Genomic DNA, 22047 nt, shown 5'->3' on the forward strand with positions numbered 1-22047 from the left:
CGAAAAGAACAGTGTTCAACGGTTAAGCTCCCCCGCATGCCGAAATTGCTGGTGGTGGAAGACGACGACGCGATCGGCGGCGTCCTCGAATCGACCCTCCGCCTGCACGGCTACGAGGTTTCCTGGCAGCGCGACGGCCGCACCGCGCTCGCGGCCGCGGAACACGACGACATCGATTTCGTCCTGCTCGATCTCGGCCTGCCGGATCTGGACGGGGTCGAGGTCTGTCGTCGGCTGCGCGCGGCGCTCCCCGGCGCGGTCCTGGTCATCCTGACCGCCCGGCAAGAGGAGATGGACGTCGTCGTCGGCCTGGAGGCCGGCGCCGACGACTACCTCACCAAACCCATCCGGCTCGGCGAACTGCTCGCCAGGGTGCGGGCACACCTGCGGCGCGGGACGGCTCCGCCGGAGAGCAGGCCCGCGATCGCCGTCGGGCATCTGCGGGTCGACACCGCCGGACGGCGGGTCAGCGTCGGCGGCCGGGAGATCCCGTTGCGGGCCAAGGAGTTCGATCTGCTCGCCCGGCTGGCCGAGCAGCCGGGGGTCGCGGTCAGCCGGGACACGCTGATGTCCGAAGTGTGGGACGCGCACTGGTACGGCTCCACGAAGACCCTGGACGTCCACATCGCCGCGCTGCGGCGGAAACTGACCGAGTCGGCGCCCACTCCGGAGCAGGCACCGAGGATTTCGACGCTGCGCGGCCACGGCTACCGCCTGGAACAACCTTTCGAAGGCTAGTAGTCGCGAAGGTCGGAGACTTCGTCGCGGGCGGCGAGTTGCGCGATCCGCGCCGACGCCGCCACGCACGACACGATCACCACCGCGCCCAGCATCGCGAAGTATCCGTGCGGGAAAGCCACCCATTCGGCGGGCGTGAGCAGGACGAACAACACGCCCAGCAGATGCCCGGCGATCAGGCCCCCACCGCCGACGATCAGCGCGTCACCCGCGATGAACGTCGCCACCTGACGGCGTTTCCCACCGAGGGTGCTGACGATCAGCAGGTCACGGCGGCGTTCGTTGAGCGCCAGCCCGAACGACGGCCCGGCGGCGGCCGCGGCGAGTACGAGGGAAGCCGCCCGGTCCACGTGGGCCGCTACGCAGCCGTCGCGGGTGAGGGCGGACGAGATCGCGAACGCCACAGCCAGCGCGACCAGCGCCACCGATCGCGCCAACAGGGCGCTCCGCCACGAAATGGACAGCGCGAGCACCCCGGCGAGCCCCGAGACGAGTGGCCTGAACACCCCGCCGATCGCCCGCTTGCCCTTGCGCAGCCCCAGCTCCACCAGCCGCCACAACAGCATCGTGCCACCGGCCCAGCCGAGCAGCGGCCAGAAGAAGGCGAGCGCGAGGAGGAGGAAATCGAGACCGTAGGGCGACCACCAGGGCGGCCCGTCGTCGGCGGGCTCGAAATACCACTCGCGCACCACCGGTGGCAGGACGGCGACGGCCGCCACGAACAGCCCGGCGAGCAGCAAGAGAACGATTTCCCGGACAAGGGTCAGACCCGAGCCGGGCAGGAAGCCGCCCGCCAGCGACAGCACGATGCCGAAGAGACCACCAGCCAGTCCGGCGGCGACGGCTTCGGCGGCGGCCAGCCCGAGCACCTGCCCGCCGGTCGCGCCGCGGGCACGCAGAAGGTCGTGATCCCCTCGCAGCGAACGCTCCGACGGCGCGGCCAGCAAGATCACCAGCACGGTCGCGGGCACCCACGGCGGCGCCGCTTCCCACTCCCAGCCGTGCGCCGCGAGCAACGTGGTCACGATCAGGGCCCCGGCCGCGGGCACGCCGAGCCGGACGGGCCGCACGCGCGCGATCCCGCCGACCCACAACGCCATCGCCGCGATCACCGGTCCCGCACCAGCTTTCCGTCGACCATCGCCCAGCTTTCGCCGAACAACCCGGCCGGGGCCTTCTCGGCCGTGGCCACCAGCAGGCCGGCGGCCAGCCGGTCCGCGGCTTTCACGAGCCTGCCGAGAAGCCGCTCCCCGGCGGGCCGGTCCAGCCAGCCCGCCGGATCGTCGGCGAGGATGAGTTTGGGCGCGGGCGCGAGCGCCCTGGCCAGGATGGCCAGCCGGATCTGCTCGCCGGTGAGGTCGCGGGGCGCTTTCTTGGCGAAGCCGGTGAGGCCCACCAGGTCCAGCGCGCCGTCGACGGCGTCGCGGACCGCGGTGCCGGTCCGGCCTGCGAGGACCAGCGGCAGGGCGACGTTGAGCCGGACGTCGAGATCGCGCAGCAGCCCGCCGTCCTGCAGGACCAGCCCGATCAGGTCGGGGCCCGGCGGCGACGGCTCGAACGAGGGCCAGTCGACGGTGCCCGCCGTCGGTTTCTTCATCCCGGCGAGCAGGTGCAGCAGCGTGGTCTTCCCTGCGCCCGCCCTGCCGGTCACCACCGCGCGGGTCTCCGCGCCGATCACGCAGCTGACACCGTGCACGGCGACCACCGCGGTCAGCCCGGAACCATAGGTGTGCGCCAGTTCGTCGGTGCGGACCAGGGGCGCGGTCACGCCACTCTCACGATCCGGTGCGCGGCCGCCGCGATCCCGGGATCACGGGTCACCACGACGACGGCCGTCCCGCGGGCCGCGACGGCGCGCAGCAGGTCCATGAGTTCGAGCGCGGCGAGCCCGTCCAGTTCGCCCGCCGGTTCGTCGGCGACGACCACCTCGGGCGCCCCGGCCAGGGCGACGGCGACGCCGGCCCGCGCGCCCTCCAGTGCCGAGAGCGTGCCCGGATAGGCGTCACCGCGTCCGCTCAGGCCGACCAGTTCCAGCAGGTCGGCGGGGCTGATGAGGGACCGGCGACCGGCGAGCCGCCCGGCCAGCAGGATGTTCTGCCCGACGGTGAGGTGGCCGAAGAGGTTCCCGCGCCTGAGCAGCACGCCCACGCCGGAAGCGCCCTCGGGGGTTTCCCCGCTTCCGGTGGGCAGCACGGCCACACATTCGCCCGGGACGGCGAACCGGACGAGGGGGACGGATCCGGGCCCCGGGCCTGCCATGACGGCGGCACGTCGGCGCATGGCCCCAAGGTAAAGCGAACGGGGTCAACATCGCCTTGATCTCAGGTCAACGGAAGGCAAAATATCGCGTCGGGTGGGTGATCCTCCCCCTTGTCGGCCACACTCTGTCCGTGCGCCGCCGGATCGTCACCCTCACCGTGCTGGCCGCGGTGCTGGCGATCACCCTCTTCGGGGCGCCGCTGGCCATCGCGGTCGCCAGGTTCCACGAGGGCAATTCGACTCACGACCTGGAACGGGTCGCCGACACGGCCGTCCTCGACGTGACCGGTGACCTCGCCAACGGACGGGTCCCGGAGCTCAAACCCGTCAAACCGGACGCGGACCGGATCCGCGGGATCAAGGTCTCGATCTACACCCCGACCGGCAGGCTCCTGGTCGGCGACGGCCCGGCCACCGAAGACCGCTACGTCCGCGACGCGCACTACACCGACATGGCGACCGGGACGCACGGCGACGAAGTGGTCCTGGCCGTCCCGGTGATCAGCGGTTCATCGCTGGTCGGGGTGGTCCGCACCGCCCATCCGCGGTCCGAACTGGACGACCGGATCCGGCTGACCTGGCTGAAGATGGCCGGGCTCGCCGTCATCGCGATCGGGGCCAGCTGGCTGATCGCGCGCCGGATCGCCACCCGGCTGGCGCGACCGCTGGAGGATCTCGCGGGCGTCGCCGAACGTCTTGGCGAGGGCGATTTCACCGTGCGCGCCGGGCGCACCGGGGTCCGCGAAATCGATCAGGTCGGCGAAGCGCTCGACTCCACCTCCGCGCGGATCGGCGAGACCCTGGAACGGGAACGGACCTTCTCCTCCGACGCCTCCCACCAGCTGCGGACCCCGTTGACCGGGTTGCGCCTGCAACTGGAGGCGGCCCTGGAGAGCCCCGACCGCGACCCCTACGCGACGATCCGCGACAGCATCGCGTCGGCCGACCGGCTGGAACGCACCATCGACGACCTGCTGGCGCTGGCCAAGCAGACCAGGGCCCCGCGCGCCCTGCTCGACCTGGGCAAACTGTTCGAAGAGGTCCGCCAGACCTGGCACGGTCTGCTCGCCGGACGCGGCCGGGCGCTGCGGATCAGCGGACGCGAGGCGCTGCCGGCGCGGGCGGCGGACGCGGCCGTGCGGCAGGTGCTCGCCGTGCTGCTGGACAACGCGGCGACGCACGGGCGCGGCACGGTCTCCGTCCTCGTCCGCGACGCCGGGGACGCGCTGGCCATCGACGTGAGCGACGAGGGCGCCATCCCGGACGGGCACGATCCGTTCGTCACCGACGACCAGGGTGAAGACCGTGAAGGTCACGGGATCGGCCTGAGGCTGGCGCGGAGCCTGGCCGAGGCGGAAGGCGGGCGACTGCGGCTGACCAGCCCGTCGCCGACGACGTTCACGCTGCTCTTGCCCGCGGAGCGTCCCTCGGCGCAGTAAGAAGGCCCGGGCCTGGCGAGCTAGGGGGGGTTACTCGCCAGGCCGGGCCGGTAGGAGGCAAACGCGCCCCGACAGCGCGCACGGCATGCCACCTGAAAGAAGACGGTAAAGACCAGCGGGCCAACAGACGGTACACGCCGGATTAACTGACACTTTGCTTTTATATGTCACAGGGATCCGGTGACCATCCAGCCGGGCTGAATCGATCGTGGGAAGATTGAGGGCATGACGACCGAGCCGACGCCGAGATGGCGGAGACTGGAGCCGGACGAGCGCAAAGAGCAGATCTTCGCCTGTGCGGCACGTCTTTTCGGGGAACGTCCGTACTCGGAAGTGTCCACATCGGACATCGCGGCGGAGGCCGGGGTGGCCAGGGGGCTGATCAACCACTACTTCGGCACCAAACGAGAACTCTATCTGGAGATCATCCGGCGGGCGCTCACCGTGCCGCGGCTCGCGGTCGAGATCCTGCCGGACGGCCCGCTCGAACTGCGTGCCGACGTCGCCATCGACTGGTTCCTGGACATGGTCACCAGCCAGGAGAAGATGTGGCTGGCCGCGATCGCGCCGGAAGGCATCGGCCGGGACCTCGAAGTCGAACGGATCCTCGAAGAGGCCGATCGCGAATCGGCGGACAGGGTGCTCGAAGCGGTCGGCCTGTCCCGCGAGAGCGAGCACGGCCAGGAGCTGAACGCCCTGGTCCGCGCGTTCGGCGGGATGGTCAAGGCGGCGGGCCGCGAATGGCTCGTGCGGGGTTCGCTCGATCGCGCGCAGGTGCACACGCTGCTCAGCAAATCGCTGGTCACCCTGGTCGGCGAGGTCTTCCCGGAGATCCAGCGCGCCGCCCCGCGCTCCTGACATGAGAAGCCCCCGGCACCTCGAGGGGGAGGTTGGTGCCAGGGGCTTCGGGACCGGTGACCGAGCACCGGTATTCCTCCACACTACGCCGATTCGCTGTCAGCGCTCTGTCAAACTTCCGAGCGTGTCCAACTGGCTGAGCCGGTGTTCGAGCCCGTCGAGGCAGCGCTCGACCGCGTAACCGTAGAGCCGCGCATAGTAACCGGCCGCGAGATCCGGGTCCGCGACCAGCGCCGCGACCGACTCGCCCAGCGCCGCCATCCCCGGCAGGTCGGTGCGGGTGCGGTAAGCCGCGTAACCCTCGGTCCGCTCCAATTGCAGCGCCATCGCGCTCTCGCGGTCGTCCTCCATCGCGACGAACTGGCACGCTGTCGCCAGCAGCAGGTTGTAGGCGAACGGCGCCTCGGTGCCGAACCCGGCCGCGAGCAGCCGTCCGATGCCGGTGTTCATCGTCGGCACGGCGGCGGCGACCGACGGCCCGAACAGGGCCAGCCGTCGCGCCGAACCGGGATAGCGCCGCAGCACGGCCCGCACGGTGGGCAGGAATTCGGTGAACCAGGCCCGCCACGGCAAGGTCTCGTCGGGCAGGGTCAGCTGGCCCACCACCCGGTCCAGCACCGCGACGACGACGGTGTCCCGGTCGCCGACGTGGTGGTAGACCACCGCCGGATACGCGTCGACGGCGGCCGCGAGCTGCCGCAGCGTCCAGTTCTCCAAACCGGACTCGGCCGACAGTTCCAGCGCGGCGTCGATGATCCGGTCCTTGGTGACCGCCGGCCGTCCGGAAGCCACGCGTGACCGCGACCGGGAACCCGCGTCTTCGGAGAAAGTCGGCATGCGGGTTACCGTATCCGCACTCCGCTGGTCCGGAAGTGGGGGCTTCCGGCAGGATCGGGCCATGCCCCGCGCGCGTGTGAACGGCCTCGAACTCGAGTACGACACCTTCGGCTCCCCCGCGGATCCGCCGCTCGTCCTGGTGATGGGCCTCGGCGCCCAGATGGTCACCTGGGAGATCGGCTTCTGCGACCTGCTCGCCGAGGGCGGGTTCCACGTCGTGCGATTCGACAACCGCGACATCGGTCTCTCGTCCTATCTGGACGATCTCCCCGCGCCGGATCTGGCCGCGCTCGCCGCGGGCGACCTGACCTCCGCGCCGTACCTGCTCTCGGATCTCGCAGCCGACATCACCGGGTTGTTCGACGCGCTCGGGTTCGACCGCGCGCACGTCGTCGGCGCGTCGATGGGCGGGATGATCGTCCAGCAGCTCGCGATCGACTCGCCGGACCGGCTGCTCAGCCTCACCTCGATCATGTCGACCACCGGGGATCCTTCGGTCGGGCATCCGGAGCCCGCCGCGCTCGCCGGGCTGACCCGGCCGCCCGCCGCCACCCGCGAGCAGGCCATCGAGGACGGCATCGCGTGGTTCAGGCTCGTGGGCTCGCCGGGGCACCCCTCCGACGAGGAGTTCCTGCGGATGAAGGCCACCCGCAACTACGACCGGGCGAACCATCCGGCGGGCGGGCTGCGCCAAGCCGCCGCGGTCGTCGCTTCGGGTGATCGCACGGCGAAGCTGCGCGAGGTCCACGTCCCGACGCTGGTCATCCACGGCGAGAGCGACCCGCTGATCGACGTCAGCGGCGGCAAGGCGACCGCGGAAGCGATCCCGGACGCCGAACTGCTGCTGTTCCCCGGGATGGGCCACGAACTGCCGCGGCAGTTGTGGCCCGCGATCGCGCAGGCGATCGTCGCGCACGCGCGCAAGGCCTGACGCGTCAGGATTTCGTCAAGAATCCCGGCCGGAGCGTAGGAAAGCCGTTCACGCCGACGGCACGCCCGGTCACGCGGAGTTGACTGGGCGGATGAGGAATCCCGAATGCTTCGGTTTCCCGTTCGGTTGTGTCTCCGTCGTCGTCGCGGCGTCGGTGGCCGGGCTCCTCGGTTCGGCGCGACATCATGGCATTTCCTTGGCCGCCTTGGCCGTGGTCGTACTCGTCGCCGGTGCCGTGACGAGCGTGGCGGCGGCGGCCGGGACGGCGCTGATCGCCTGGAGTGTCCATTCGGGATTCACCGCGGGCTCGCTGGGCGCGCTCGAATTCACTCCCGAAACCGGTGTCGCCGCCGTCGTCTTCTTCGGGGCGACGCTTACCGGAGCGGCGTATCGCGGCCGGTGGGTTCAGCGGGCGACGACCATCGCGACCACGGTCGTGAAGGATCCGCCGACGTTCAAGGTCAGCACGTTCCGCACGCCGTCGATCTGAAGCGGCCCGGCGGTTCCCGCGACCTGGCGCGCGGCGTCGTGCACCATCCGCACCCCGGTCGCGCCGACCGGATGGCCGAGCCCGAGCAACCCGCCGCCGGGGTTCACCGGGAGGACGCCGTCCCGCGCGATCCCGCCGGATTCGATCAGCCGCCCGGCCGCCCCCGGCGGGGCCGCGCCGAGGTGTTCCAGCGCCACGAGCGCGGTGATGGTGAAGCAGTCGTGCAGTTCGACGACGTCGATCTCCTCGGCGCCGGAGACCTTCGCGCGCCAGTACGCGTCGACCACCGCGCCCCGCAGATGCGGGAACAGGTACTCGTGTCCTTCGGCGCGTTCCAGCTTGCCCCGTAACGACAAATGCGCCGTCCGGTGGCCGAAGCCCGTCAGCTTCGGGACCTCCGCGAGGTCCCGGCCCACGAGTTTCGCCCAGTCGGCGGCGAACTCCGGCGAGGCGAGCACGATCGCGGCGGCCCCGTCGGAGATGCGGCCGCAGTCGTTCTTGCGCAGGACACCGGCCACGACGGGGTTCAGCCGGTCGTCCTGATCGAACGAGCCGTCCGGGAAACTCCAGTCCCGGGTCTGCGCCATCGGGTTGAGCGCGGCGTTCGCGAAGGCGTTTTGGGCGAACAGGCCAAGGTGCGCGGGATCGAGTCCGTACCGCCAGTCGTAGACGTCGGCGACGTCGGAGAACAAGGCGGGCCAAGGGAATTCGGCCGTTTGCGCCTCTTCGCCGACCCAGGCCGCCGAGCCGAGATGCTCCGCCGCGGACCGCGAGTCGGTGTTGCGCATGAGTTCCAGCCCAGTCACCAGCGCGACGTGGTACCGGCCGGACTCGATGTCCGCGCTCGCGGCGAGCACCGCCGTCCCGCCCGAGGCGCACGCGGCCTCGTGCCGGACGCTCGGCACACCGTCCAGATCGGGGATCGCCGCCATCAGCAGCCCGCCGAGGTGAGCCTGACCGGTGAACAACTCGGCGGCCAGGTTGGCGACGTGCGCGACGCCGACGTCGCCCGGCTCGACCTGCGCGTCCACCAAGGCGTCGGGCACCACTTCGGCGAGCATCTCGTAGAGCCCGCCGCCCTCTTTCGCGAAGTTCCGCGCGAAATCGGTCTGTGCCCCGCCCAGTACGAAGACCGTCATCGGCCCGTTCCGCCCTCTGGTGCCGTGCCCGGGTCGCCCCGCCCCCTGGAAGGGGCGACCCGGACGGCGGCTTTCGGCCCTTCGCCGCCTGCCCACACCCCTCTGGTGGGCGGGCGCGAAGGGGATCACTCAGTTACAGGAAGGTTCCAGCTGGTCCGCCCGGACCCAGGTCGCGTGAAAACCGAGCGGGACACGCTGGGGCAACAGGACCCTGGCCACGGGTCCGGCAGTGAGATCGGCGGCGTCGAAGATGTCCAGCTCCGAGCGCCCCTCACGCTCGTCCTGGACGAAAGTCACCAGATAGCCGTCATCGGAATCGGCGGCCGCGCCGTCGCGGGGTGCGAACGGCGCCTCACTGCCCCACCGGCCCGGACCGAAGCGATACTCGGTCTTGGCGCCGGCACGATTGTCGTAGCACACCAGGCCGTCGAACTTGAGCGTCGAGTCCGGCGAGATGTGCACCGCGTAGGAGAAGCGATTCCGGCCGCCGACCACCCTCGAGTCGACGGACGGAAATTCGGTGTTGTCGTCGTCGAGCTGGGTCTCCAGGCACTGTCCGGTCCGCAGGTTGAACCGGTAGCGGTGCAGGGAAGCGTCCAGTCGCAGGTACGACAGCATCTTGGCGAGCGGGGTGCGCGCGTCCGCGCGTGGCTGCGGGCGCTGGACGCGGCAGACGTCGAGGACGATTTCCTCGCCCTGCTCCCAGGAGTTGACGACGTGGTAGATGTAGCACGGGCTGGCTTCGAACCAGCGGATCTGGCTACCGTTACCGTAGCGGGGCAACACCCCGAACCGGCTCGGCAGCGACCGGTCGAACAGCAGCTTGTGACGACCGTTGCGCGCCGCCTCCATGTCCTGGACCAGCGGTAAGTCCATCAGGACGGCGTAGTTCTCGGTGATCGCCATGTCGTGCGGCAGGCGCGGGCCGGGGAGTTCGATCTCGGTCGTGCTCACGACCTTGCCGTCCGCGCTGATCACGCCGTAGCGCAGGTACGGCGGCCGCGGCCCGTAGTCGAACCAGAACATCTCGCCGGTGCGTTCGTCGACCTTCGGATGGGCCATCATGTCGCCGACCAGCGTGCCGAGGAAGTCTTCGGCGCCCAGCGTCTCGAGTGAGAGCGGGTCGACGGCGTACGGCGTGCCGCACATGTACCAGGTGGAGAGCACCTGGCCGCGGTGGAAGATCAGGTCGGTGTTGGCGCTGTCCTTGACGTTCAGCCCGTGCGTGTTGCCGAACGGGTTGCCCTTGGGCGACTCCATGACGCCCTTCCACAACGCCTTGCCCGCCTCGGATTCGGCCTCGAACGCCTTGGTGCGGATCCAGCGGTTGCGGTAGCGGGCCTTGCCGTTCTCCAGGTGGACGGCGTGGATCATGCCGTCGCCGTCGAACCAGTGGTAGCGGCCCTCCGGCTCGAACCGGGGGTTGGGCCCGTTGCGCAGGTACACGCCGTTGAGGTCGGCGGGGATCTTTCCGATGACCTCGAGATCGCTCGCGTCGATCTCTTCGCCGACCGGGGCGTAGACGCCCATCAGGTACGGGTTGACCTCGGGTTCACCGGTGGCGGCCGCCACCAGGATCGGTTGCTCGGAGGTGCTCGTCATCGGTTCTCCCCGGTTGGTTCGCGTTGACCGATTGGCTGAGACACTATGATTTCTGTAGTCAGCTGTCAATAGGCTTCTTTTGCTGTAGCCAGGGGTACGCTGACAGCGACACCGTTAGAGAGGCACCTACGTGACAGAGGCGACGGCGCACCGCGTCAGGCCGGCGGGCGATCCGCTGCGCCGGGCACTCGAACTGCTCGGCGATCAGTGGACCCTGCTGATCCTGCAGAGCCTTTTCCTGCGCTTCCGCCGTTACGAGGAACTCCGGCTGCGGCTCGGCATCTCCCCCACCGCGCTGTCCGGGCGGCTGCGCGAGATGGTCGACGCGGGCATGCTCGTCCGCGCGCCGTACCGGGACGCGCGCCGCACCCGGCACGAGTACCGGCTCACCGAACGCGGTCTCGAACTGTGGCCGCTGCTGATCTCGATCTGGGCCTGGGAAAGGGAATGGGTCGAAGGACGGCGTGCCGTGCTGCCGACGCTGATCCACCTCGACTGCGAGCTGGCCACCTCGGCACCGCTCGGCTGCGCCACCTGCGAACGCCGGGTGGACGCCCGCGACGTCCGCGCGCGGCGGCTCGACGACACCGGCGTCGTCGAAGCGACCGCGACGAAACGCTTCCGCCGCAAGGACGCCGAGTCCCTCGCGGGCGATCCGCTGATGTTCTTCCCGGACACCATGGAACTCCTCGGCGACCGCTGGTCGACGGGCCTGGTCGTGAGCGCGCTGCTCGGGGCGCGGCACTTCTCGGAGTTCGAACGCGAACTCGGCATCGGGCCGAGCGTGCTTTCGGGGCGGCTGTCGAAACTCGTGGAGGTCGGCGTGCTGCGGACCGGGACCGCGAAGACCCGCACCGACGCGCACGACTACCGGCTGACGGCGAAGGGCCTCGCGTTCTTCCCCGCCCTGGCCTTCATCGCCGAGTGGTCACGGGGCTTCGAGACGCCGGGACAGGCACCCGACATCACGCTGGAGCACGTGGACTGCGGCAACCGCCTGAAGCCGATGCTGCTGTGCGATCACTGCTGGCGGCCCCTGCTGCGGAACCGGATCCAGTTCGGCGGCCCGGTCCAGCTTCCCGCGCCGCCCAGGTGACGTAAATCGACTCGCCAAGCCGGTCCGTTCCTGACAGGCTGACGTGGTCACACGTCGTCACCTCGGAGGTAGCAATGACTGAACCGGCACCGTCCCCAGCGGATGGCGAAGAGGACGACACGAAGCGCAAGTTCCGCGAAGCCCTGGAGCGCAAGCAGGCTCAGGCCCGCTCCGGCTCGGCCCACGAGAACGGTGGCGGGAAGAACCTGCACGCGCACGGCCCGGCCGCGAACAAGCGCACCTTCCGTCGCAAGAGCGGCTGAGTCCCCGGCACCCGCCGGCTCGGCGGTCCGCCCAGTGCAATGAAGGGGCCTTTCATAGCAAATTTTGCTATGAAAGGCCCCTTCATTGCGCTTGGGAGACCTACACGGTCAGGATCGACCGAAGGCCGCCGATCTCCGCCATCCGGCGCTCGGCCAACCGGTCGGCCGCCGCCGCCGGCGGGACCCCGTCGGCCTTGGCCAGCGCGAACACCGCCTTGGTGGTGTCGAAGATGGCCGTGGTCTTGCGCTTGGCCCGCGCGAAGTCGAAGCCGTGCCGCTCGTCGTCGACCTGGATCACGCCACCGGCGTTGACCAGGTAGTCGGGCGCGAAGAGGATGCCGCGGTCGTCGAGCAGCTTGTCGACGCCGGGGTGCGCGAGCTGGTTGTTGGCCGCGCCGCAGACGATCTTGGCGCGGAGCAGGCCGACGGTCTCGTCGGTGAGCACGCCGCCCAGCGCGCACGGCGCGAAGACGTCGAGCTCGGTGCGGATCAGCGCGTCGAGGTCTTCGACGACCTCGACGGCGGGGTACGCCGCGCGGGTGCGCTCGATCGCCGCGGGAGAGACGTCGGTGATGACCACCTGCGCGCCCGCCTCGATCAGATGCCCGACGAGGATGTGCCCCACCTTGCCGACCCCGGCGACGCCGACCTTGCGGCCCGCGAGGTCCGGGACGCCCCAGACGGCGTCCGCGGAGGCGCGCATGCCCTGGTAGGTGCCGAAAGCGGTGAGCACGGAGGAGTCGCCGGCGCCGCCGTTCTCCGGCGAGCGGCCCGTCACGAACTCCGATTCGCGCGCGACGATGTCCATGTCCTGCACGTAGGTGCCCACGTCGCAGGCGGTGATGTAGCGGCCGCCCAGCGACTGGACGAACCGGCCGAAGGCGCGAAGCAGCGCTTCGGTCTTGTGCTTGTGGGGGTCGCCGATGATGACGGCCTTGCCGCCACCGAGGTCGAGCCCGGCGAGCGCGTTCTTGTAGGCCATCCCCTTCGACAGCGCGAGGACGTCCGCGAGCGCGGCTTCCTCGGACTCGTAGGGGTAGAACCGGGTCCCGCCCAGCGACGGCCCGAGCGCCGTCGAATAGATCCCGATGATGGCCTTCAGGCCGGTGGCCTGGTCTTGGCAGAAGACGACCTGCTCATGGCCGGTGCCATGGCCGAACACTTCGGTCACTGTGGTGACTCCTTGTCGTGGAGTGCACGCTGCTTGTGGCTCACGTGCGAAGTTCCTGGAACAGGGCACAGTCCCCGACGAAGGTCGTCCGGCGGCGACGGTGCCACACCCGCAAACCTAGCGGACGATCTCGCCCAGGACGCGAAGTGCGGAGTCGAGTTGACTGTCGGACAGATACGGCGCCGGGCCGAACCTCAGATACTCGCCGCGGCTGTCGGTCCGGACGCCGCGTTCGGCGAGCGCGGCCCGCAGCCCGCCCGCGTCGGCGCACTTCAGCGACAGGAAGCCGCCGATGCGGTCCAGCGGGGTCTCCCGGTCGCGGGTGACGACGTCTTCGGGCAGCCCGAGCTTGTCGAAACCGTCGGCGAGGAAGCCGACCTGGTGCCGCGACACCTCCCGCAGGAACTCGGGGGTGAGGCCTTGTTCGGCGAAGAACCGGAAGACGCGGGCGCCCCGGTAGTGGCTCGTCGGGTCGTAGGTCGCGCCGGCGAACCTGTCCGATCCGGACGCGTAGGCGGTCTCGCCGGGTCGGCGCTCGTCCGCGAGCGCGCCAAATTCGGCGTACCAGCCGGTGACGACCGGCCGCAGTTCCTGCGCGTGCGCGGGCATCCGCAGGAAGCAGTTGCCCTCGCCGAGCTGGAGGTACTTGTAGCCGCCGCCGAGCACCCAGGCGTTGGTGAGCCCGAGGTCGTGCAGCGAGAACGGGACGACGCCGAGCGCGTGGTAGGCGTCGACGACGAGGTTCACCGACTTCGACAGGCAGACGTCGGCGAGATGCGCCAGCCCCGGCACGAGCCGGGAGGTCTCGAACAGCACCGCCGAGACGAGCACGGCCGCGGTGTCTTCGGTGACCTCGGCCGCGACGCGTTCGGCCAGCGTGCTGACCGGCGACGACGGCACGCGGACGACCTCGACCCCTTCTTCGGCCAGCCTGCCCAGCTGGCGGCGCAGTGTGTGGAACTCACCGTCGGTGGTGACCAGCCGCGGCCGGCTCGGGAGGTCCATCGCCGACAGGAACCGGATCACCAGATCGTGCGTGCTGGCGCCGAGCGCGATGCCGCCGTGCGGGTCGCCGAGCAGCGCCCGGAACCCGGCCCGCATCTCGTCGGCCTTCGCGAAAGCGCGGTCCCACTTGGTGTCGACCCCTTCGGCCGCGTCGGCGAAGGCTTCGAGAAGGCCTTCCCGGGCGACGTCCGGCCACGCCTGGTGCGAGTGCCCCGTCAGCAGGATCCGGTCCGCCACACCGAAGTGCGTGTAGTGCGCCGCGAGCGCGTTGGGGTCGCCGCGGAGTTCGTCGAGTGTCGTCACAGCCTGCTCCGCACTGCCCAGAGATCCGGGAACATCGGGGAGAAAAGCGTCGTACGCAGGTAGTGCGCGCCCGACGAACCCCCCGTCCCGGTCTTGTCTCCGATGGTGCGCTCGACCATCTTCACGTGCCGATACCGCCACTCCTGCATCCCTTCGTCCAGATCGACCAGGTGCTCCGCCACCACGGACGGCCCGGTGTCGTCGCGGTAGACCCGCAACAGAACCTCTTGGAGCGCCGGAGAGGGTTCGAGTGGCTTGGTGACATCGCGCCCGGTCGGGACGTCGTACCCCTTCACCGCGAGATAGGTGGTGAAGGAATCGAAGAGCGACGGCCGTGACATCGCGTCCGAGATCTGGGCGCGCTGGTCACCGCCCTCGGGGTAATGCGCGAACACCCGCTCGTCCCGGCGGCCGAGAACGGCCTCCAGGACGCGGAACTGAGCCGACTGGAACCCGCTCGAAGCGTCGAGTCGCGCACGGAAACTGGTGAACTGGCTCGGAGTCATCGTCTCGAGCACGTCAATCTGCGCGACCACCACCTTGAAGATAGTCAGGATTCGCCTCAGCGTGCGGGTGGCGTGAGCGGTGTTACCCGCCTCGAGTTGCTCCTGCAGGTAAAGCGCCTCGTGGAGAACTTGTTTGAACCAAAGTTCATACACTTGGTGGATCACGATGAAGAGCAATTCGTCGTGCTCGTCGGACCGGGGATGCTGCGCGTCCAGCAATTCGTCCAGCGAAAGGTAGGACGTGTAACTCAATGCGGCCTGGGTGTCGTTCATGATTCGGTCACTCCATCGAAATGGCGTTGCGCCGCCGGGGCCAGCGCCTGGTAGAGATCGTGGAAAAGCTCCACCGCGGCCGCCCGGCTCGGCGGAGCGGGCACCAGCCCGACCGGGAGTTCCGGATCGAGCGACGGGAAGGCGCGGAAGGTGTGCGTCAGCCAGGTTCGGACCTGGAACGCCTCGGCGTCAGGCAAGTCGCCTGAATACCCGCCGAAATCTTGGACGAACGCGTCATAGCGCGCGGCGAGGCCGTCGAGGTTCCAGGCCCGGTCGGCGAACCGCCGGACGTCGAGCGCGGGCGACGGTTTGCCGAGCATCAGCCCGGCGTGTTCGGAGACGTCGAGTTCGGCCAGCAGGGCGAGCACCTCGGCCTCGCGGTCGTGCGGGGCGATCCAGGTGCCGTCCTGCACCGGGCCGAAACCGAGGAAACGCAGCCGGCGCACGAGCCGTTCCCGGGCCTGGCGGCGGCTTTCCGGGATGCTCTGCCACAGCACGGTCCACTCCCCGGCCTCGCGTTCGCGCCTGCCGAGGGAGAAGATCCGGCGGTCGCCGTCCTCCAGCAGCGTGATCGTGCGGCGGGTCAGCGAGTAGTGGACGAGCCTGCCCGCCTTGTGCCGCGCGAGCAGGTCGCGGCGGACGAGCCTGGCCAGCGCGATCCGCGCGGCGCCGTCGGAGAAGCCGAGCCCGGCGAGCACGGCGACCAGGCCGCCGGACCAGACACGGCGGCTCTCGCGCGGCGACACGTAGGTGCCGAGCAGTGTCATCACCAGGTCTTGGGGTCCTGGGTCGCCGTGGGGGGTGGCCGATGCGGGCATGCGCGCAACTCTATACACCTCAGGCCGCTGCGGTGTAGCTTGATTCGAGTGACGTACTTCGCGGATTTGAGCTCACGCCAGGTGGCGGCTCTCGCGTCCGACACGCGCGTCCCCGTGCTGCTCCTGCCGGTGGGCGCCGTCGAACCGCACGGCCCGCACGCGCCGCTGGGCACCGATCCCCTGATCTCCCGGGGGATGTGCGAACGCGCGGCCGCGCGGCTGGCGGGTGATCCCGGCATTCGAGTGCTGATCCTGCCCGAGGTGCCGTACGGGGTGACCCGGTTCGCGGCCGGGTTCGCGGGCGGCGTCTCGATCGGCGAGGAGACACTGTACGCGCTGCTCACCGATATCTGCGGCGCGCTCACCAAGCAGGGACTCACTCGGATCCTGCTGGTCAACAACCATTTCGAACCGGCGCATCTGGTGGTGCTGCGGCGCGTGGCGGAGACCGCGGGCGTCGGCTTCGTCGACCTGGTCCGCCGCCGGTACGCGGCCCGGCTCACCGACGAGTTCCGGTCCGGCGAGTGCCACGCCGGGCAGTACGAGACGTCACTGGTGCTCGCCGACCGGCCGGACCTGGTCGACACCGCCGTCCAGCGCGACCTGCCCGCGGTCCACGTCGACCTGGCGCGCGGCGGCGTCACGGACTTCGCCTCGGCCGGGATGACCGACGCCTACTGCGGAACCCCCGCCCAGGCGACCGCCGAAGAAGGTGAGAAGACCTTCTCGGCGCTCACCGACATCCTGGTCGAAGCGATCCGGGAGCTGGTATGACCACGTTCAATCTGGCGACCCATTTCGTCGACCGCCTCCCCGGCGAGCGGACGGCGTTGCTGTGCGGCGACGAGGAAGTCACGTACGCGGAGCTGGCGGCGCTGGTGAACCGGACCGGGAACGTGCTGCGCGACCTCGGCGTCCGAAGTGGACAGCGGGTCCTGCTGGCGCTGAACGACAGCGTCGAGTTCGTCGCCGTCTGGTACGCGGCGCAGAAGATCGGCGCGGTGACCGCCGAGGCCTATTCCTTCTTGCAGCCCAAGGATTATGCGTACTACCTGGCCTATACCGAGGCCGTCCTCGTCATCGCGGACGGCTCGACACTGCCCGCGCTGCGCGAGGCCGGGGCTCGGAACCTGCTGGTGGTCGGCGACGTCGACCTGGAGCCCGGCGAGCACTCGTTCACGTCGCTGACGGCGTCGGCCCCGGCCGAGCTGGAAGCCGCGCCGACCACTTTGGACGACGTCGCGATCTGGAAGTTCACCACCGGGAGCACCGGTTCCCCCAAGGCGTGCGTGCACCCGGCGCGCAGCGCGCTGGAGAGCTTCGACCGGTACGCGCTCGGCGTGCTCGGCCTCCGCGAGGACGACCGCGTACTGGCCGTGCCGAAGCTGTTCTTCGGCTACGCGCGGGACCTGACGGCGTTGTTCCCGTTCGGTGTCGGCGCGTCCGGGATCGTGTTCCCGCAGCGCAGCACCGCGGACCTGCTGTTCTCGCTGATCGAACGCTACCGGCCGACGATCCTGGTCAACGTGCCGACCATGATGAGCGCGATGATCGCCCACCCTTCCGCGTCTACTGTGGACCTGAGTTCACTGCGCCTGGCGACGTCGGCGGGCGAGGCGTTGCCCTCGGAACTGCATCGCAAGTGGGACAACCTGTTCGGCGTCCCGGTGATCGACGGGATCGGCTCGTCGGAGGCGTACCACATCTATCTGTCCAATGTGCCCGGTGCGCAGCGGGTCGGCAGCCTCGGCCGCGAGGTCCCCGGCTACACCGCGCGGATCGTGGACGAGAGCGGTGATCCGTTGCCGGACGGCGAGATCGGCCCCCTGGAGGTCACCGGTCCGACCATCGCGCGCGAGTACTACGGCGACGCGGAGAAGACCGCGCGGACGTTCCACGGCGACACCCTCCGCACCGGCGACCTGTTCAGCCGCGACACCGACGGCTACTTCCATCACCACGGCCGCGCCGACGACCTGCTGAAAGTGTCCGGCGTGTTCGTCGCGCCGAGCGAGATCGAAGACTGTCTCATCGGTCATCCGGCCGTCATCGACTGCGCGGTGCTGGGCGTGACCGTCGACGGCCTGGTCGTCCCGCGGGCGTGCGTCGTCCTGGCGGACGGTGTCCAGGTGACCGCCGACGAACTGAAGGATCACGCGCGGGCGAATCTGGCGAAGCACAAATATCCGCGCGAGGTGGTGTTCGTGACCGAACTCCCCCGCACCGCCAACGGAAAACTCGATCGGCGCGCGTTGCGCCGGGTGGAGGCACAGTGAGCAGGATCGTCGTCGTCACCGGCGGGACGCGCGGGATCGGCGCGGCCGTCGCCGCCCGGTTCCAGGCCGCCGGGGACAAGGTGCACGCCCCCGGCCGGGCCGACTGCGACGTCACCGACGAGGACGCCGTCGCGCGGTACTTCGACGGTCTCGGCCCGGTGGACGTGCTGGTGAACAACGCCGGGATCTCGGCGAGCGCGCCGCTGGCGAAGACGTCGCTGGACCAGTGGCGGACCCAGATCGAGGTCAACGCGACCGGCGCTTTCCTGTGCACACGCGCGGTTCTGCCCGGCATGCGATCGCGCGACACCGGCCGGATCGTCACCGTCGCCTCGACGGCGTCGCACCTCGGCTATCGCTACACGGCCGGGTACACCGCGTCGAAGCACGCCGCCGTCGGCCTGATGCGCGCCACCGCCGCCGAGGTCGCCGGCACCGGCGTCACCGCGAACGCCGTCTGCCCGGCCTTCGTGCGCACGGACATGACGGCCGCCTCGGTGGCCCGGATCCGGGACCGCACCGGCCGCGACGAGGCCGACGCGGAAGCCGCCCTCGCCGCTGCGTCCCCCCTCGGCCGCCTGCTCGAACCCGACGAGGTCGCCCACGCGGTGGCCTTCTTCGCGGCGGCCGAAGCCGCCGCGATCAACGGACAGACACTCGTCCTCGATGGAGGTGGGATCCAGTCATGAGCCCGTTCCGCGCCACGCCGCCGATCACGGCGAACTGGGAGCATTTCGAGTTCACCGTGGACGATGGTGTCGCCACGGTGACCTTGGACCGTCCCGAAAAGCTGAACGCGCTCACCTTCGACGTCTACGCGGACCTGCGCGACCTGCTGGCCGAGTTGCCGCACCGCGGCGACGTCCGGGTGCTGGTCGTCACCGGCCGTGGGCGCGGGTTCTGCTCCGGCGGCGACGTCGAAGAGATCATCGGCGAGCTGCAGAAAATGGAGTCGGCGGAGCTGCTGGAGTTCACCCGCATGACCGGCGCGGTGGTGAAAGCGCTGCGCGAGTGCCCCATCCCGGTGATCGCCGCGGTGAACGGTGTCGCGGCGGGCGCGGGTTCGGTGATCGCGCTGGCGAGCGACTTCCGGCTGCTGGCGTCGTCGGCGAAATTCGCATTCCTGTTCACGAAGGTCGGCTTGGCCGGGGCGGACATGGGCTCGGCGTATCTGCTGCCGCGGCTGGTCGGCTTGGGGCGGGCCACGGAACTGCTGATGCTGGGCGACAAGATCGACGCCGCCCGGGCCGAGGCGATCGGGCTGGCTTCTCAGGTCGTTCCCGACGCCGAGTTGGCCGCTTCCGCTTCCGCTTTGGCGCGGCGATTGGCCGACGGCCCGGCGCTGGCGTACGGGACGACCAAGGTGCTGCTCACGCGCGAGCTGGACATGGATCTGGGGAGTTCCATCGAGCTGGAGGCGATCACGCAGGCCCTGTTGATGACGGCGAAGGACCACGGGGAGTTCTACGCGGCCTGGACGGCCGGGCGCTCGCCGCGGTGGACCGGCCGATGAGCCCGCGTCCGATCGGCGGTTCCGGCCGCTGACCGGGTTTCGCCATACTCCGGAGATCGGCGCACTCGGGCGACTCGGGAGGGGTTCACGTGGTGCGGGGAAAGTTCTTGCTGTGCACTTTGTTCTCGGTCCTTCTGCTCGGCGGCACCGTCACCGTGGCCGGCGCGCGGGAGGCGGCGCCGGTCGATCTCGGCGCGTTTCGCGGGGACAGCCACAGCCACGCCACCGGGATCAACGACGCCGGTGCCGTGGTCGGCGCGTACAGCACCGTGGCCGAGAGGACGATCGCCGTACGCTGGAACCCCGACGGCACGCACACCCGGCTCGCGATACCGGCCGGGTACTCCGACGCCGAGGCGCGGGCCATCAACGCCAAGGGGTTCGTCGCCGGTTCGGCCTACGCCCCCCAGTTCGGCCGGCGGCCGGTGGTGTGGCGTCCGGACGGCTCGTTCACCGAACTGGGTTTGCCCGATCGGATCGGCAATCCGGAAGTCACCGCGATCAACTCCGCCGGAATCGTGACAGGGACGGTCACGACCGATCCCTCGCGGGTCAGACGCGCGGCGAGCTGGGACGCGAACGGCGTCATGACGTTGCTTCCCTTGCTGTCGGGCGATTCGTACTCGGCGGCGACGGCGATCAACGACGCGGGCGTGATCGTCGGGACCTCCGGGGACCAGGCCGTACGCTGGAACGCTGACGGCACGGTCGTCCGGCTGGCGCCGCTTCCCGGCGACAGTCGCGGCTCGGCCGGAGGCATCAACAACGCCGGGGTCGTCGTGGGCGGTTCCGGTGCCCGCCCGGTGCGCTGGGCCGCGGACGGCACTGTCACCGCCCTGCCCACGCTTCTCCCCGGCAACCCGGCGGGCGACGCCAAGGCGATCAACGACTCCGGAGTCATCACCGGCAACTCCCGTGTCGCGAGCGGCCGGCACTCCGCGGTGATCTGGGACGCCCAAGGCGCGATCACCGACCTCGGCACCCTGCCGGGACACGTCCAGAGCACGGGTGCGGCGATCGACTCCCGCGGCGTCGTGGTGGGCTCTTCCGACGGAGAGTCGAAATTCGGGCAGCACGCCGTGCGGTGGACGACGCCGAACGGGATCACCGACCTTGGCCGGTCGTTCCCCCGGTACGAACGCTCCGAGGCGTTCGCGATCAACGCGCGCGGACAGGTCATCGGCGAATCCCTGTCACCGAGCGGCCTGCCGCAACCCGTCACCTGGAAGAGCCCCGGTGCCATCGAGGACCTCTCCCCGGACAAGAACAGGCGGCAGGCCGTGGCCATCAACGCTCACGGCGTCATCGTGGGTGCCGACATCATCAGAAAGATGCGCCGCGCGATCCGCTGGGAGCCGGACGGGACGATCACGACGCTGACGATGCCCGAAGCCGACACCGACCACTGGCAGGCCTCGGGAATCAACGACAGCGGGGTGATCGTCGGCAGCGGGCGCCCCCGGCTCGGCAGCACGCAACCGATCCGCTGGGCCCAGGACGGTACCCCGGTCTTCTTGCCTCTTCCGCCCGGCGAAGCCAGTGGCAACGCGAACGCGATCGACAACCGAGGGGTGATCATCGGGAATTCCGGCCCGCGCCCGGTCCGCTGGGACTCGGAGGGGAAAGTGACCGAGCTGAATGGCCTGCCCGGCGCGACGTACACCACCGCTACCGCTCTCAACAATCGCGACGAGATCGTCGGCCATTCCGGGTATCACCCCGTCCGATGGAACCCTGACGGCGGTATCACCACGCTGCCGGTCCCCGAAGGCGCCCGCACCTGCGAAGCTCGGGGGATCAACGACTCCGGGGTCGCGGTGGGTTTCTGCGAATCCGGCGCCGACGGACTCCCGGGGCAGGCGCTGCGATGGGCCCCGGACGGCACCGTGACCGTGCTGCCGGCTCTGCCCGGCGGGCATCGGACCAAGGCGAACGGCATCAACGGCCGCGGCGAAATCGTGGGCGAGTCCGAGAACGGCGAGGGACAGGTGCACGCGGTGCGCTGGCCGGCCGTGACCGGGAGCGCGGAGGTTCGGTAGCCGATGGCGCGGTGTCGGTCCGTGCAGGCCGGCTGGACTGTAGATGGTCCCCCGCCAGATCGTGCGGAGACCGGTGCCGGAATTCCCGGATCGGCCGGAGATTCCGGTCGATCCGCCAAGCGCTGTACGTCCGGGCCGGGCGCGCGATGCCGCGGGTTCGGGGCCGCTGGCGGAATCAAGGACATGGTCAAGATCTGCGACGGCCCGCCGACCGCGCCGTCCCCGTGTACTGGGAAGGCGACCTGATCCTGGGCACCCGTTCGCGATCCTGCCGCATCTGCTCCCACGGACGCGACGCCGCCGCCGCGATGACCAGCATCAGCCACACTCTGCACTCCTCCAGCGGACCTCGCCCGGGTCGCCGCCGAACTCAACGGCCGCCCTCGCGAAACCCTCGGCTGGCACACCTCCAGCCAATGGCCTCGAAGCACTACTTTCCGGCCAACGAACAATGCGTGTCGCCACCACCATGTGAGTCCGCCGGGCGGCGA

Annotated in this window: 22 protein-coding genes; 12 read left to right on the forward strand and 10 right to left on the reverse strand. The window is 70.1% G+C overall.

Annotation, left to right across the window (positions count from 1 at the left end; translation table 11 throughout):
- Nucleotides 1-36 precede the first annotated feature (36 nt).
- Entirely contained in the window at nucleotides 37-738 is a 702-nt protein-coding gene (locus ACFWMR_RS11505) for a response regulator transcription factor (protein WP_378378303.1), read from the forward strand.
- Here ACFWMR_RS11505 and ACFWMR_RS11510 read toward each other — a convergent pair.
- The 3 genes from ACFWMR_RS11510 to ACFWMR_RS11520 are packed head-to-tail and all read right to left on the reverse strand — an operon-like array spanning nucleotide 735 to nucleotide 3018.
- On the reverse strand, nucleotides 735-1850 hold the full coding sequence (locus ACFWMR_RS11510) for an FtsX-like permease family protein (protein ID WP_378378304.1): 1116 nt from the start codon (nucleotides 1848-1850) through the stop codon (nucleotides 735-737). The two genes, ACFWMR_RS11505 and ACFWMR_RS11510, sit on opposite strands and share 4 nt — an antisense overlap.
- Nucleotides 1847-2506: an ATP-binding cassette domain-containing protein gene (locus tag ACFWMR_RS11515; RefSeq protein ID WP_093933982.1), complete on the reverse strand. Its 660-nt coding sequence runs from the start codon at nucleotides 2504-2506 to the stop codon at nucleotides 1847-1849. The genes ACFWMR_RS11510 and ACFWMR_RS11515 overlap by 4 nt, the downstream gene beginning before the upstream one ends.
- Nucleotides 2503-3018 (reverse strand): lipoprotein ABC transporter ATP-binding protein, encoded by a 516-nt coding sequence (locus ACFWMR_RS11520; RefSeq protein WP_378378305.1) that lies wholly within the window; start codon nucleotides 3016-3018, stop codon nucleotides 2503-2505. Before ACFWMR_RS11520 ends, ACFWMR_RS11515 begins: the two co-directional genes overlap by 4 nt.
- Before the next feature lie 77 nt (nucleotides 3019-3095).
- Here ACFWMR_RS11520 and ACFWMR_RS11525 point away from each other — a divergent pair, with 77 nt between their 5' ends.
- Together ACFWMR_RS11525 and ACFWMR_RS11530 are read left to right on the forward strand one after the other, a co-directional pair.
- Nucleotides 3096-4436, forward strand: a complete 1341-nt coding sequence (locus ACFWMR_RS11525; RefSeq protein WP_378378306.1) for a sensor histidine kinase — start codon at nucleotides 3096-3098, stop codon at nucleotides 4434-4436.
- A 225-nt stretch (nucleotides 4437-4661) separates the two neighbouring features.
- Nucleotides 4662-5294 carry a TetR/AcrR family transcriptional regulator gene (locus tag ACFWMR_RS11530; RefSeq protein WP_378378307.1) on the forward strand — a complete coding sequence of 211 codons (633 nt, stop codon included), beginning with the start codon at nucleotides 4662-4664 and terminating at the stop codon, nucleotides 5292-5294.
- 99 nt (nucleotides 5295-5393) lie between these two features.
- Here the strand turns inward: ACFWMR_RS11530 and ACFWMR_RS11535 are convergent, their stop codons facing one another.
- Nucleotides 5394-6131, reverse strand: a complete 738-nt coding sequence (locus ACFWMR_RS11535; protein WP_378276305.1) for a TetR/AcrR family transcriptional regulator — start codon at nucleotides 6129-6131, stop codon at nucleotides 5394-5396.
- A 61-nt stretch (nucleotides 6132-6192) separates the two neighbouring features.
- Between ACFWMR_RS11535 and ACFWMR_RS11540 the strand changes: the two genes are divergently transcribed.
- Together ACFWMR_RS11540 and ACFWMR_RS11545 are read left to right on the forward strand one after the other, a co-directional pair.
- Nucleotides 6193-7062 (forward strand): alpha/beta fold hydrolase, encoded by an 870-nt coding sequence (locus ACFWMR_RS11540; RefSeq protein WP_378378308.1) that lies wholly within the window; start codon nucleotides 6193-6195, stop codon nucleotides 7060-7062.
- A gap of 91 nt (nucleotides 7063-7153) precedes the next feature.
- On the forward strand, nucleotides 7154-7552 hold the full coding sequence (locus tag ACFWMR_RS11545) for a hypothetical protein (RefSeq protein ID WP_378378309.1): 399 nt from the start codon (nucleotides 7154-7156) through the stop codon (nucleotides 7550-7552).
- Here ACFWMR_RS11545 and ACFWMR_RS11550 read toward each other — a convergent pair.
- A complete protein-coding gene (locus ACFWMR_RS11550) occupies nucleotides 7468-8691 on the reverse strand; it encodes an acetyl-CoA acetyltransferase (protein ID WP_378378310.1) in 1224 nt (407 codons plus the stop codon). The two genes, ACFWMR_RS11545 and ACFWMR_RS11550, sit on opposite strands and share 85 nt — an antisense overlap.
- A 129-nt stretch (nucleotides 8692-8820) precedes the next feature.
- Nucleotides 8821-10293: a carotenoid oxygenase family protein gene (locus ACFWMR_RS11555; protein ID WP_093933974.1), complete on the reverse strand. Its 1473-nt coding sequence runs from the start codon at nucleotides 10291-10293 to the stop codon at nucleotides 8821-8823.
- 130 nt (nucleotides 10294-10423) lie between these two features.
- Here ACFWMR_RS11555 and ACFWMR_RS11560 point away from each other — a divergent pair, with 130 nt between their 5' ends.
- Together ACFWMR_RS11560 and ACFWMR_RS11565 are read left to right on the forward strand one after the other, a co-directional pair.
- Nucleotides 10424-11389 carry a winged helix-turn-helix transcriptional regulator gene (locus ACFWMR_RS11560; RefSeq protein WP_378378311.1) on the forward strand — a complete coding sequence of 322 codons (966 nt, stop codon included), beginning with the start codon at nucleotides 10424-10426 and terminating at the stop codon, nucleotides 11387-11389.
- Nucleotides 11390-11463: 74 nt separating this feature from the next.
- Nucleotides 11464-11652 (forward strand): DUF5302 domain-containing protein, encoded by a 189-nt coding sequence (locus tag ACFWMR_RS11565; RefSeq protein WP_005162443.1) that lies wholly within the window; start codon nucleotides 11464-11466, stop codon nucleotides 11650-11652.
- Nucleotides 11653-11752: 100 nt separating this feature from the next.
- Here the strand turns inward: ACFWMR_RS11565 and ACFWMR_RS11570 are convergent, their stop codons facing one another.
- The 4 genes from ACFWMR_RS11570 to ACFWMR_RS11585 form a co-directional block, all read right to left on the reverse strand.
- A complete protein-coding gene (locus ACFWMR_RS11570; RefSeq protein WP_093933972.1) occupies nucleotides 11753-12823 on the reverse strand; it encodes a Glu/Leu/Phe/Val family dehydrogenase in 1071 nt (356 codons plus the stop codon).
- A 117-nt stretch (nucleotides 12824-12940) separates the two neighbouring features.
- Entirely contained in the window at nucleotides 12941-14131 is a 1191-nt protein-coding gene (locus ACFWMR_RS11575; RefSeq protein WP_093933971.1) for a kynureninase, read from the reverse strand.
- Nucleotides 14128-14910: a tryptophan 2,3-dioxygenase gene (locus tag ACFWMR_RS11580; RefSeq protein WP_378378312.1), complete on the reverse strand. Its 783-nt coding sequence runs from the start codon at nucleotides 14908-14910 to the stop codon at nucleotides 14128-14130. Before ACFWMR_RS11580 ends, ACFWMR_RS11575 begins: the two co-directional genes overlap by 4 nt.
- Entirely contained in the window at nucleotides 14907-15728 is an 822-nt protein-coding gene (locus tag ACFWMR_RS11585) for a PaaX family transcriptional regulator (protein ID WP_093933969.1), read from the reverse strand. The genes ACFWMR_RS11580 and ACFWMR_RS11585 overlap by 4 nt, the downstream gene beginning before the upstream one ends.
- Before the next feature lie 48 nt (nucleotides 15729-15776).
- Between ACFWMR_RS11585 and ACFWMR_RS11590 the strand changes: the two genes are divergently transcribed.
- The 5 genes from ACFWMR_RS11590 (at nucleotide 15777) to ACFWMR_RS11610 (ending at nucleotide 21556) form a co-directional block, all read left to right on the forward strand.
- Nucleotides 15777-16502 (forward strand): creatininase family protein, encoded by a 726-nt coding sequence (locus ACFWMR_RS11590; RefSeq protein WP_378378313.1) that lies wholly within the window; start codon nucleotides 15777-15779, stop codon nucleotides 16500-16502.
- Nucleotides 16499-18004: a benzoate-CoA ligase family protein gene (locus tag ACFWMR_RS11595; protein ID WP_378378314.1), complete on the forward strand. Its 1506-nt coding sequence runs from the start codon at nucleotides 16499-16501 to the stop codon at nucleotides 18002-18004. The genes ACFWMR_RS11590 and ACFWMR_RS11595 overlap by 4 nt, the downstream gene beginning before the upstream one ends.
- Nucleotides 18001-18693 carry an SDR family NAD(P)-dependent oxidoreductase gene (locus ACFWMR_RS11600; RefSeq protein WP_378378315.1) on the forward strand — a complete coding sequence of 231 codons (693 nt, stop codon included), beginning with the start codon at nucleotides 18001-18003 and terminating at the stop codon, nucleotides 18691-18693. The genes ACFWMR_RS11595 and ACFWMR_RS11600 overlap by 4 nt, the downstream gene beginning before the upstream one ends.
- Nucleotides 18690-19517 carry an enoyl-CoA hydratase family protein gene (locus ACFWMR_RS11605; protein WP_093933965.1) on the forward strand — a complete coding sequence of 276 codons (828 nt, stop codon included), beginning with the start codon at nucleotides 18690-18692 and terminating at the stop codon, nucleotides 19515-19517. Before ACFWMR_RS11600 ends, ACFWMR_RS11605 begins: the two co-directional genes overlap by 4 nt.
- A 92-nt stretch (nucleotides 19518-19609) precedes the next feature.
- On the forward strand, nucleotides 19610-21556 hold the full coding sequence (locus tag ACFWMR_RS11610) for a hypothetical protein (protein WP_378378316.1): 1947 nt from the start codon (nucleotides 19610-19612) through the stop codon (nucleotides 21554-21556).
- Nucleotides 21557-22047 lie beyond the last annotated feature (491 nt).

The sequence above is a fragment of the Amycolatopsis thailandensis genome, assembly GCF_042723255.1.
GTDB classification, from domain to species: domain Bacteria; phylum Actinomycetota; class Actinomycetes; order Mycobacteriales; family Pseudonocardiaceae; genus Amycolatopsis; species Amycolatopsis thailandensis.

Excerpts from the sequence above, each read along its gene's own strand:
- ACFWMR_RS11530 (WP_378378307.1), top strand. The coding sequence starts at position 4,662 with ATGACGACCGAGCCGACGCCGAGATGGCGGAGACTGGAGCCGGACGAG.
- ACFWMR_RS11540 (WP_378378308.1), top strand. The coding sequence starts at position 6,193 with ATGCCCCGCGCGCGTGTGAACGGCCTCGAACTCGAGTACGACACCTTC.
- ACFWMR_RS11535 (WP_378276305.1), bottom strand. The coding sequence starts at position 6,131 with ATGCCGACTTTCTCCGAAGACGCGGGTTCCCGGTCGCGGTCACGCGTG.
- ACFWMR_RS11545 (WP_378378309.1), top strand. The coding sequence starts at position 7,154 with ATGAGGAATCCCGAATGCTTCGGTTTCCCGTTCGGTTGTGTCTCCGTC.
- ACFWMR_RS11520 (WP_378378305.1), bottom strand. The coding sequence starts at position 3,018 with ATGCGCCGACGTGCCGCCGTCATGGCAGGCCCGGGGCCCGGATCCGTC.
- ACFWMR_RS11550 (WP_378378310.1), bottom strand. The coding sequence starts at position 8,691 with ATGACGGTCTTCGTACTGGGCGGGGCACAGACCGATTTCGCGCGGAAC.
- ACFWMR_RS11595 (WP_378378314.1), top strand. The coding sequence starts at position 16,499 with ATGACCACGTTCAATCTGGCGACCCATTTCGTCGACCGCCTCCCCGGC.
- ACFWMR_RS11555 (WP_093933974.1), bottom strand. The coding sequence starts at position 10,293 with ATGACGAGCACCTCCGAGCAACCGATCCTGGTGGCGGCCGCCACCGGT.
- ACFWMR_RS11505 (WP_378378303.1), top strand. The coding sequence starts at position 37 with ATGCCGAAATTGCTGGTGGTGGAAGACGACGACGCGATCGGCGGCGTC.
- ACFWMR_RS11565 (WP_005162443.1), top strand. The coding sequence starts at position 11,464 with ATGACTGAACCGGCACCGTCCCCAGCGGATGGCGAAGAGGACGACACG.
- ACFWMR_RS11605 (WP_093933965.1), top strand. The coding sequence starts at position 18,690 with ATGAGCCCGTTCCGCGCCACGCCGCCGATCACGGCGAACTGGGAGCAT.
- ACFWMR_RS11580 (WP_378378312.1), bottom strand. The coding sequence starts at position 14,910 with ATGAACGACACCCAGGCCGCATTGAGTTACACGTCCTACCTTTCGCTG.
- ACFWMR_RS11585 (WP_093933969.1), bottom strand. The coding sequence starts at position 15,728 with ATGCCCGCATCGGCCACCCCCCACGGCGACCCAGGACCCCAAGACCTG.